The 3,694-nt window shown below is 48.0% G+C and carries 4 protein-coding genes; all 4 read left to right on the top strand.

Features of this window, described 5'->3' with window-relative positions:
• The coding region (locus WBA23_RS22880; RefSeq protein ID WP_424584599.1) for a DUF1553 domain-containing protein at positions 1-1,329 on the top strand (1,329 nt) is incomplete at its 5' end.
• Positions 1,330-1,442: 113 nt separating this feature from the next.
• Positions 1,443-2,009, top strand: coding sequence for a Uma2 family endonuclease (locus WBA23_RS22885; protein WP_424584600.1), 567 nt, complete (start codon positions 1,443-1,445; stop codon positions 2,007-2,009).
• Between the two features lie 75 nt (positions 2,010-2,084).
• Entirely contained in the window at positions 2,085-2,465 is a 381-nt protein-coding gene (locus WBA23_RS22890) for a four helix bundle protein (protein WP_424584601.1), read from the top strand.
• A gap of 60 nt (positions 2,466-2,525) precedes the next feature.
• A partial coding sequence (locus WBA23_RS22895; protein ID WP_424584602.1) for a DUF1501 domain-containing protein occupies positions 2,526-3,694 on the top strand: 1,169 nt, incomplete at its 3' end.

The following is a 3,694-nucleotide window of genomic DNA, read 5'->3' on the forward strand; positions in this document are numbered from 1 at the left end:
CTGCACGATGAGACGATTGAAGGCATTGAAGTAGATGAATTCCAGGTATTTGGTCAGAAACTGAGTGCGATAGAAGTAGCCTCCCTTTATGGTGAGCCGCAAGCACTGGTAGCCTTTCTGGAATCGGAAGATCAAGAACTATTGCTGGATTACTACCTACAAAACTACGATAGCGATTATCGTTCGCTACTGTCGGAACTCACTCAGACCCGAGGCGAGGAAAACGATATTCTGAGCACCTTACCCGAAGTAATGGTAATGAAGGAGCTAACCGAACCTCGTCCTACTTTTTTGCTGGATCGGGGTGCGTACGATGCACCTAGCAAACGGGTATATCCGTCTACGCCCACCTCGGTACTGGAATTCCCGGAAGATTTACCGACCAACCGCTTGGGCTTAGCCCAGTGGCTCACCAACAAAGATAACCCCCTGACCGCTCGGGTGGCCGTGAACCGCTACTGGCAGATGCTGTTTGGTCGGGGGCTAGTGAATACTTCTAACGATTTCGGCAATCAGGGAGAGTTTCCTTCGCATCCTGAATTACTGGACTGGCTGGCGGTGCAGTTTCGCGAATCGGACTGGGATGTGAAAGCACTGATGCGGTTACTGGTTACTTCAGCTACCTATCAGCAGTCGTCGGTAGCTTGGCCGGAGTTGCTGGAGCAGGATAAAGAGAATGTTTGGCTGGCCCGCGGTCCGAGTTACCGTATGCCCGCCGAAATGATCCGAGATAATGCGCTGGCCGTTAGTGGATTGATTAATGATTCTATCGGTGGTCCCAGTGTGAAACCTTATCAACCGCCCGGATTATGGAAAGAACTGGCCACCCGGAACGTCACTAAGTACGTGCCGGATACCGGTGACGACTTGTACCGCCGCGGCTTATACACCATCTGGAAGCGCAGTTCGCCTCCCCCCTCAATGGTTAGTTTTGATGCTTCAGACAAATATTTATGCACCGTGAAGCGGCAAAAAACCAATACCCCGTTACAGGCTCTAGTGCTGCTGAACGACCCTCAGTACGTAGAGGCCGCCCGGATGTTAGCCGAGCGCATGGTAACTGAGGGAGGAAATAACTTGGACGATCAGCTACGTTTCGGATTCCGGACCCTAACCAGCCGAGAGCCAGATGAGCGAGAGTTAACTTTACTCAAACGATTGTATCAGGAAGAAAAAGCCGCCTTTGAAGAAGAGATTGCAAGTGCCGATAGCTTACTTCGAGTAGGCGAATACGCTCCCAATCAGTCTATCCCTAAAGATCAGCTAGCCGCCCTAACCATCGTAGCGAATACGTTGGTGAACTATGATGAAGCAGTGTATAAAAGGTAAGATCGATTGCTCTATTGCTCGATTGCTCAATAGCTCGATTGTTAAATTGAAATAAAAAATACGTGGAAGAAAGAAGCACTACAAACACGTTCAATAATGTAAAACGATAAGCTATGGCATATACTAAAATCGCCGAACGAGTTACTTATCAGGAATTCCTGAATATGGAAATTCCCGATGATGATAATTATATCTACGAACTACTGAACGGCGAAATTGTGAAATACTCTGCTCCCGAATCTAAACATCAGGTTGTATCAGCCAATCTATTTAGAAAACTTGATGGTCATGTTTTTAAAAAGAAATTAGGTCGCGTGCTGTACGCTCCCATCAGCGTATTTTTAGGCGAGTACAGCGCCCCTCAACCCGATTTGTTATTTGTATCCACCCAGAACCAAGAAATCATTCAGCAAAAAGGCGTGATGGGCGTACCGGATTTGATGATAGAAATCGTCTCTCCTGGCTCAGTCGTACGCGATAGGGTGCACAAGAAAGAAATTTACGAGCAAGCAGGGGTACCCGAGTACTGGATTGTTGACCCAAAATACTTTACGGTAGAAGTTTACGAGCTTACTGATTCTGGTTATACGCTCTTTCAGGATGTGGAAGGCGGAGGCACTATCGAGTCCAAAGTAATTAAAGGGCTGAAAATTGATGTGGGGGATATTTTTAATGAATAAGGGTTCGATTGCGCCCGGCGCCCGGCTCCCGGCGCCCGGCTCGATAGCTCAATTGTTAAAATAGCACAGAAAAAAATGGAAGATAGGAAATACTTACAGCTTAATGATATAGATGCCTATCGGGTAGCTTTTCGTTTGAGCAATTTGGTTTGGGAAGAGGTCACTCGATGGGACTATTTTGCTAAAGACACGGTGGGCAAACAATTTGTAAGGGCGATAGATAGTGAATCGGCTAATATTGCCGAGGGATTTGGACGCTACGGAAAAAAAGATAAGATTAAGTTTTACCGCTACGCTAATGGTTCACTAAAGGAATGCCTCGATTGGAACGAAAAAGCGAAGATCAGAAAGCTAGTTTCTCATAGTATTTACAAAAACATATTCACTGAACTACAACAGCTACCCCTACTGATCAACCAACTCATTAAATACACCAACCTCACCCTAAAAATATAAAAAATTTATTCTACGCGCTCACTCAACAATAGAGCCATCGAACAATAGAACAATCGATATATGAAACTCCTTCATAACCAACATATTGACCGTCGGGATTTTCTAACGAAGACCAGTTTAGGCTTGGGCAGTGTCGCGCTGTCTTCCCTGCTAGGCTCTACCAAGCTGTTTGGGAAAACGGCCCCGGTTGGCGGAGGTGGCGGTACGATTGACCATCTGCACTTTGCCCCCAAAGCTAAGCGGGTTATTTATCTGTTTCAAAGTGGTGGGCCTTCTCAACTGGAGACATTTGATTACAAACCTACATTGCAGGAGCGAGTGGGTCAGGAGTTGCCGGATTCAGTACGAGGCGGGCAGCGGTTGACTGGAATGACATCCGGGCAGAAATCATTTCCACTGGCGGGGTCGGTATTTGACTTTGCCCAGTACGGTAGCAGCGGGGCTTGGGTGAGCGGATTGATGCCGCATACCGCCAAGATTGTGGATGAACTGTGCTTTGTCAAATCCATGCACACCGAAGCGATCAACCATGATCCGGCGATTACCTTCTTCCAAACCGGCTCTCAGCAAAATGGTCGTCCGTCAATTGGTTCGTGGATCAGCTACGGCTTGGGTAGTGATAACGACAATCTACCGGCCTTTTGCGTACTACTATCCAAAGGGCGAACGGGTGACCAACCCTTGTACGCTAAGCTCTGGGGCAGTGGCTTTTTGCCGTCTTTGCACCAAGGAGTGCAGTTTCGGTCGGGCAAAGACCCAGTGCTGTACCTGAATGACCCGCCGGGTATGAAGAAAAGCAGTCGGCGACGAATGCTAGATTACCTGAAAGAACTGCACGACATTCAGTACGAAAAGGTGGCTGACCCGGAAATAAATTCGCGTATCGCTCAGTACGAAATGGCCTATCGGATGCAAGCCTCGGTTCCGGATACGATGGATATTTCGCGAGAGCCGGACTATATCTACGAAATGTACGGAGAGCAGTCGCGGCAACCAGGTACTTTTGCTGCCAACTGCTTACTGGCCCGGCGGCTGATTGAAAAAGACGTAAAATTTATTCAGCTCTACCATCAGGGCTGGGATCAGCACGGCAATCTGCCGAAGGATATTCAGACGATGGCGAAGAGCGTAGACCAACCTTCGGCGGCCTTAGTGATGGACCTGAAACAGCGTGGCTTGCTAGACGATACGCTGGTAATCTGGGGCGGAGAGTTTGGGAGAACAAATTA

Origin of the sequence: Tunicatimonas sp. (genome assembly GCF_049647865.1) — a bacterium.
In the GTDB taxonomy this organism is placed as follows: Bacteria; Bacteroidota; Bacteroidia; order Cytophagales; family Cyclobacteriaceae; genus Tunicatimonas.